Source organism: Pedobacter sp. 01T416_2, assembly GCF_056398925.1.
The window spans coordinates 1-7084 of the sequence record NZ_JBFTQI010000269.1; the positions used below are offsets into that span (position 1 = coordinate 1).

Sequence of the window (7084 nt, forward strand, 5' to 3'; positions counted from 1 at the left end):
GTGTAATAGCCTGATATTTTCAATTACATCCAGTGAGCCGATTAAAAATGCCAGAAATAAATTAAGCCGTAGCAATTCGTTTAGCCAACTTGTTTTTTCTCTTTGCATTTGCGAATTAGATAGCGTCATGATGAGCACTACATATACCAAAATAAACAGAAAATCGAGGTGTGTATTCTTTTGGGCAATGTTTAAAAGTGTCTGGTCACCATAAAGTGTATCGCTCCAAAGCGCAATAATTTCTACTCCTGCATCTTTATTGGCGAGTTCTAAATTGACGATTCCTTTTCCGCTGAAGTGCTGAAGTACTTTTCCCTGAAAGGACATTGCACCACAAACAATGATAAATACTAGAATCAATATCTTTTTCATTTCTGCCCTCCATCCTGTTGTTTTACAACTGCTATAACTGCACTTCCATTTTTATTTGGGTTGTTAATACAGTGAATAAAGGCTGCTGCTGTTTTTTTGAAATGTTGGGGCAATGGATGCAATTCATCCGTCCAACCATTTTTACCAACTGACCCTCTTGAATCGATATGGAATACCCTATTCTCCCCTAACATTTCACTAAAAATGCGACCGATATCAATCATCATTTCGTTAAAGAGGTAAATCATGGCATAAACAATTTTGCGCTGATCTTCGGGATCGTATATGCCCCTGAGCTGCAAGGGCGTTTTTAACCATCCTCCATGGCCGAGAAAAGTTCGCGCAAACAGCCGGTACCATTTGAGTGGATTATATCCTGCTATCTTCTTATCGCTTGGTATGGCGTAATCGTAACCTTGCGTAATAATCTGTATCCCTGGAAACTTACCATTTTCTCCCTCACCGCCAGTGAGAATCCCATTTATAATAAAATAATATTGGAGCTGAAAAAAGGCCAGTAAAGCATAAAAATCTTTGGATATGAACTGGGTACCACGTTTAAAATCTTCTGGGTTATCGGGTGGATTAGCAGCGCTTTGATAAAGGTATTTCGCAAATGCACTATTTTCAAATTCGTTAGAGTCTCCTTTATGTGTAACCATGGCTGCTATTCTCCGGTTTCCAACCAGGTCGTTTCCTCCCCCGCTAATGATAAATACATCCGGTTGAAGTGTAGAAAGCTGTTCGACATATTTTTTGGCACTAAGCATGTTCATCAGCCAATCGCCACCAGAAGCCAGGCTATAAACGGCCATATTCTCTTCCATAGCAATCCAGTCGATCACATCGCTTAAAAGAATAGGATAATTGAACCACGAATCGCCCTCTACTACCACTACCCTGTTTTTAAGACCGTTGTGCTTAGCCGTATGTTTCCGGAAATTATTTTTTACCTTTTTTATAAAACGGGTATTGCGCTGGCTGTTTTTTAATGCATCTACTTTAGCCATAACAGGCGCTAATGCTGCTATTTTTCGTACCTGCTCCAGGTTAAGGTCGTAGATATGCTGAATAATTTCAGAAAGATCGAATTCATTAATTTCAGGCCTCAGTTCAATAAGTTCGCTAACCGAGATATTGTTATTGAGCAGTTTGTCGATAAGACATTTCTTTATAGCAGGATCCACGGCTTTTCGATCGTTGTATATCATTTTCTGTTTATTAAAATATATGTTTAGCAAGGGACATACTGATATAATAGTAAATCAATCATAAAACACTGCATCCTACTGAAAAATAAACAGATAACTGTTATTAAATATGTAAATATAACACAACGCCATAGAGATTCCAATACTGATTATTGGGTATACTTACTTATTGTACCTAAAATAAATATTGCACCGAATCGGTTAAGGTTTAAAACATCTTCCTTAACATTTAGGCAACAGTAAACTTACATTAAAGGATTACCTTCGCTAACACAAAACCAGCCTTTCTATGTTTCAATAAATAGATTAAAGCGGTACAATATGGAGAACGAAATACAATCTGACAGGGATATCCAATGCGAGTTCCTAAATATTTTTAAATTTATATGGGCAGCTTGCGGAATAACGCCCTTAGGCGAAACGCCGAGCACTCCTGAGTCAGAGAATGTAAATCCTTAATCAATCATAGCGTATCGGCATTGAGCTAATTGCCCCTAACTTTAGTGCGTGCCATTATTCGGTCACATCATTTTTGCCAGATTACCCAATTGTTTCAGTTTAAATTTAAGCTCATCCGACCATGGAAGGCCGATACATAGGCGGATACAGTTCTGATATTGATCTTGTAACGTAAACATCGGGCCCGGGGCAATGCTGATTTTTTGTTTCATTGCCAGTTCATAGAGTTTTACAGCATCAACTTCTTTATTAAATTCTATCCATATGGCCAGCCCACCTTGCGGCCGGGTTGTTTTTGTACCCTCTGGAAAATATTCGGTAACCGCATCGATAAAATGCTGATAATTCTGCTGTAAGGTACGACGGAGCTGATGCAAATGGCGATCATACCGACCAGTTTTTAGAAAATTGCCAACGGCCTCATGAATAACAGAAGTTGAAGCAAGGGCATGTACAAGCTTTAATTTAAGTAATTTTTCTTTATACTTTCCAGGAGCTACCCAACCTACGCGGTATCCAGGTGCCAAAGTTTTCGAAACTGCACTACACCAAAGCACATTACCTTCTGTATCAAATGATTTACAACATCTTGGTCGTTGGGTGCCGAAATAAAGATCACCATAAATATCATCTTCAATAAGCGGAATATCATTTGCAGCCAAAAGCTGAACAACTTCTTTTTTATGCGCATCGGGCATGCAACTACCCAAGGGTGTATTAAAATTGGGAATTAACAGGCAAATATCAATTTTCGACACCACTTTCCTAAGTGCATCTATCTCAATGCCCGTAACCGGATGCGTGGGCAATTCGAGTACTTTTAAACCTAAACTGATTACCAACTGGAGAATTCCGGGATAACATGGACTTTCTATGGCCACCGTATCGCCAGGTTTGCCTAAAGCCATCAGGCAAAAAGACAATGCATTCACTCCACCGGCAGTAGTAATCAGGTCATCTTCATGAAGGTTTCCTCCCCAACCTAACGATCGTACTGCAACCATTCTGCGTAATTTAACATTGCCCTGAAGCGGTTCATATTCTGTTCCCCCTTCTTTAAGCGCCCGCGTAGCATAAAGTATCTCCTTTTTGAGTTTTGCCAATGGTAACAGGCTGCCTGATGGCACACCAATTGAAAAAAGGGTTAAATCATCGCGACCAATGCTAGAATACACCTGGCTACTCAGTTCGCTCGGCTCATGATGATTTGCAATTAGTGAAGGTTTACTAACTGCAGGTAATGGAAGTCGTTCTACCCTACGGTTGCTTACAAAGAAACCAGATTGTGGTTTGGCCTCGACCAACGATTGTGCTTCCAGTTCCAAAAACACACGTTTTGCCGTATTCATGCCTACCGCATATTCTTTGCAGAGCATACGAACAGAAGGAAGTTTATCTCCCGATCGCAGAATGCCGTCTCTAATCTGTGCGGCGATTCCGCTTGCTATTTCATTGTACCTGTAAACTTTCTCCATAATCAACAAACTGTATCCATACAAATATACAAAACTGATACTGTATTTATCGCTTTTAGCTTTGCACCTTTGATTTAAGAAATGAAAAGACATGAAAGAAACAGGAACTGAACTAAACAGAGCGCATATTTCGAGTGGTTGGCGTAACGGATTTATCGCCGTACTTATCTTTAGCGGCTCTATGCCAGCCACAAGATTAGCGGTAATGGATATGAGCCCTGTTTTTGTAACCGTTGCCCGTGCCACTATAGCTGCACTGCTCGCAATGGGGGTATTAATTGCATTTAAAGAAAAACGACCCTCGACCAAACATTTAATCTCGCTAGGAATTGTAGCATTGGGTGTAGTAGTCGGCTTTCCTTTGTTAAGTGCTCTTGCTTTGCAACACATCACCTCAGCACATTCTTTGGTATTCTTAGGCCTTTTGCCTATGGTTACAGCCGCTTTTGCCGTTTTACGAGGAGGCGAACGTCCTAAGCCCATATTCTGGCTTTTCTCAATTGCAGGCAGCTTTCTGGTGATTGGCTACGCCATTTATCAGGGAATTAACGCCGCGCCAACCGGGGATATTTTAATGTTACTGGCAATTGTACTATGCGGGCTTGGCTACGCAGAAGGTGCAAAACTATCTAAAACATTGGGTGGTTGGCAGGTAATCTCCTGGGCACTTGTGCTCTCGCTCCCACTCATGTTACCTTTAATGTTCATTTATCAACCAGCTTCATTTGCTGAAGTGGGTAGCGCTGCCTGGCTGAGCCTTGCTTATATTTCGCTCTTTAGCATGTTCATCGGGTTTATTTTCTGGTACAGAGGGCTTGCACAAGGTGGAACCGCAGCAGTTGGACAGCTCCAGCTCCTACAGCCCTTTTTTGGATTGGCACTTGCCACTACCCTGCTCCATGAAAAAGTAAGTATGGGTATGCTAGCCATTACGATGGGCGTAATCCTTTGCGTTGCGGGCTCAAAAAAGTTTGCTAAATAACCATAATCCACCCTCAAAAACACAATAAAATGTTGATATCCAATAGTTTTAAGTTTGATAACCAAAGTGAGCAAATTACCTTTATGAAGAGATATAGCTTTGCCACTATAATTACCAGCTACAATAATTTACCCATAGCCACTCAGTTACCTTTCGTTGTAAATGAGGTAAATGGAAAGGTATTGATTAGCGGTCACTTTGCGCAAGCCAATGAACAGGTGAAATATATTGAGCAGTATACATCGCTTATTATATTTACCGAGCCACACGCTTATATCTCTCCCAGCCATTACGAAAAACACGAAAGTGTACCCACATGGGATTATATTAGCGTGCATGCTTATGGGAAAGCCAATATTATTAGCGATGAAGAAGCTAAAGAACAAGCACTAAAAGAAATGATTCTGTATTATGAAAAAGAATATCTCTTACAATGGGATAGTCTTTCAGAAAAGTTTAAACAAGGTATGATGCGGGGAATTGTAGCTTTCGAAATAGAAGTAAGCAATCTTCAGGGAAAGAAAAAACTAAGCCAGAACAAATCGGAACAGGAACGAAAAAACATTGTATCGCACCTCGAAAACAGCAACAGCGCTGTAGAAAGAGAACTCGCTCCATTCATTAAAAACCTAAAGCCATAACCATGCAGATAGAAAATAGTACGATACATGATATAACAGAAATCTTCCGCTTATATGAAATTGCAACCGATTTCCAGAAAACGAAATATAGCGTTCATTGGCCCAAGTTTGAACTCCCGTTGATTGAAACAGAGATTAAGGAAAACAGGCAATGGAAAATAATTATTAATGGGCAGGTAGCCTGTATTTGGGCAACTACTTTTAGCGACCCTCAGATATGGGAAGAAAAGAACCTCGACCCTGCCATTTACATTCACCGCATTGCTACAAATCCTGATTTCAGGGGGCAAAACCTGGTGGGTACAATTATAAACTGGGCAAAAGAATATGCCAAAGCAAATGGTAAACGTTTTGTTAGATTAGATACCGTTGGTGAAAACAAGGGATTGATTCGGCATTACCAAAAATTTGGATTTGATTTTTTGGGGCTATACGAACTAAGCAATACTAATCAGCTTCCGGCACATTATCATCATAAACCAGTTAGTTTATTCGAGATGCAAATTTAATACTGAATATAGCGTTAAGAGGTTGTATCACAAATATAGATTTGTCATCCTGAGCTGGTCGAAGGACCCGTTAAATATTCTTTAAGGTGTTTCGACAAGCTCAACATGACATCATCTGAGGTGAAATTTGCCTTTATGATACAACCTCTTGTATGTGGCAATCGTTTAAAGGATATTTCAGCACTTGCCTTAGGCTACACCTTATAACGGAAATTATGTGCCCGATGATGTTATCCATGATTAAGCTTCTTTTTTAATTTTTATTGCAAATAGCGACCATGTTGCAAACAACATTATCACCGCCGAAACCTGGTAAATAATAGATAAATCTACCTTGGCATCTTTTAATGCGCCACCAACATAAACCATTAAACCACCTATAATTGTACTCAGGAAATTAAGGAAACCATATCCGGTTGCAATGTACCTGCTATCGGCAATCTGCCTAAGTACGGGCATTAAATTAGCGTCGTTTATCCCTCTGGCTATACCAAAAAAGAACATAGCGATAATGGCTATTGCAAACACGGTGGTTGACGACATGAGGAATAAAAATGGTGCGCCAACAGTAAAGCCGATAATGATCATAAAAACCCTGCTTCTTTTATTCTTAAGAAACCATTTATCGGCAAAATACCCCCCAAAAATTACCCCAACAAAAGATCCGATCTGAATATAGCCTGTTGCCGAAATTCCGGCTTCGCCCAGCTTGAGGTGAAAATGTTCTTTTAAAAAGGTAGGCAGCCAACCATACACCAGCCAGTTTGCGGTACCCAAAACACTGAAATAAAACAATAACACCAGAAAAGACCGCTCTTTAAACAGGATCTTAACCGAGCCTAATAAACTTATGGTTTCCTTTTTTATCTCTTCTACCTCATTTTCTGTTGTTTCATGTTTAATATCTTTTAAATAATACAACAGTACGATCGAATAAAGAATCCCAAAAATTCCGAATATATGAAAACCATATCTCCAGCCCCATATTTCGGCAATATAACCACCTAAGCCACCCAATGCTAAACCAGCATAAAGACCACTCATGTGCAGGCCTGTGGCAAGTGATCTTGTTTTTCCTTTATGATAGTCAGTAATCAGTGCCAATGCCGCGGGGATATAACAAGCTTCGCTTAGGCCCATAAACAAACGCGAAACCAGCATTTCTTCAAATGAAGAAGTAAAACCTGTCCACAAGGTTACTGCCGACCAAACCGAAACACTGAATATAATTACTTTTTTCCTACTGTATTTATCGGCCAAAAAACCTCCAAAAGGACTTAGTATCCCATAAGACCAAAGAAAAACTGAAGTTAAAAGCCCGAACTGGGCATCAGAAAGGGCAAATTCCTTCACTATAGGATCGCGCATAGAGGTAATCATGATCCTATCGAAATAATTTAAAAAGGCCACTATCCAAAGGAGTGCAACCAGGCCC

At 40.0% G+C, this 7084-nt stretch carries 7 protein-coding genes; 3 read left to right on the forward strand and 4 right to left on the reverse strand.

Translation table 11 applies throughout. The features are described from left to right. The 3 genes from AC1DPQ_RS12940 to AC1DPQ_RS12950 form a co-directional block, all read right to left on the reverse strand. Nucleotides 1-372: hypothetical protein (locus tag AC1DPQ_RS12940; protein WP_477609622.1), on the reverse strand; the 372-nt coding region annotated here is incomplete at its 3' end. Next, nucleotides 369-1583, reverse strand: a complete 1215-nt coding sequence (locus AC1DPQ_RS12945; RefSeq protein WP_477585415.1) for a hypothetical protein — start codon at nucleotides 1581-1583, stop codon at nucleotides 369-371. The genes AC1DPQ_RS12945 and AC1DPQ_RS12940, both read right to left, overlap by 4 nt. A 521-nt stretch (nucleotides 1584-2104) precedes the next feature. Next, a complete protein-coding gene (locus tag AC1DPQ_RS12950; protein ID WP_477609624.1) occupies nucleotides 2105-3517 on the reverse strand; it encodes an aminotransferase-like domain-containing protein in 1413 nt (470 codons plus the stop codon). 91 nt (nucleotides 3518-3608) lie between these two features. Between AC1DPQ_RS12950 and AC1DPQ_RS12955 the strand changes: the two genes are divergently transcribed. Genes AC1DPQ_RS12955 through AC1DPQ_RS12965 form a run of 3 tightly spaced genes read left to right on the forward strand, consistent with a single transcriptional unit; the run spans nucleotide 3609 to nucleotide 5649 of the window. Next, entirely contained in the window at nucleotides 3609-4499 is an 891-nt protein-coding gene (locus AC1DPQ_RS12955; RefSeq protein ID WP_477609626.1) for a DMT family transporter, read from the forward strand. Between the two features lie 29 nt (nucleotides 4500-4528). Then, nucleotides 4529-5140 (forward strand): FMN-binding negative transcriptional regulator, encoded by a 612-nt coding sequence (locus tag AC1DPQ_RS12960; RefSeq protein ID WP_477583050.1) that lies wholly within the window; start codon nucleotides 4529-4531, stop codon nucleotides 5138-5140. A gap of 2 nt (nucleotides 5141-5142) precedes the next feature. Beyond that, on the forward strand, nucleotides 5143-5649 hold the full coding sequence (locus AC1DPQ_RS12965) for a GNAT family N-acetyltransferase (RefSeq protein ID WP_477609628.1): 507 nt from the start codon (nucleotides 5143-5145) through the stop codon (nucleotides 5647-5649). Between the two features lie 240 nt (nucleotides 5650-5889). Here the strand turns inward: AC1DPQ_RS12965 and AC1DPQ_RS12970 are convergent, their stop codons facing one another. Further along, nucleotides 5890-7080: an MFS transporter gene (locus AC1DPQ_RS12970; RefSeq protein ID WP_477609630.1), complete on the reverse strand. Its 1191-nt coding sequence runs from the start codon at nucleotides 7078-7080 to the stop codon at nucleotides 5890-5892. Nucleotides 7081-7084 lie beyond the last annotated feature (4 nt).

Bases quoted from the DNA above. Each gene is read 5' to 3' on its own strand.
- AC1DPQ_RS12945 (WP_477585415.1), bottom strand. From the start codon at position 1,583: ATGATATACAACGATCGAAAAGCCGTGGATCCTGCTATAAAGAAATGT.
- AC1DPQ_RS12950 (WP_477609624.1), bottom strand. From the start codon at position 3,517: ATGGAGAAAGTTTACAGGTACAATGAAATAGCAAGCGGAATCGCCGCA.
- AC1DPQ_RS12955 (WP_477609626.1), top strand. From the start codon at position 3,609: ATGAAAGAAACAGGAACTGAACTAAACAGAGCGCATATTTCGAGTGGT.
- AC1DPQ_RS12960 (WP_477583050.1), top strand. From the start codon at position 4,529: ATGTTGATATCCAATAGTTTTAAGTTTGATAACCAAAGTGAGCAAATT.
- AC1DPQ_RS12965 (WP_477609628.1), top strand. From the start codon at position 5,143: ATGCAGATAGAAAATAGTACGATACATGATATAACAGAAATCTTCCGC.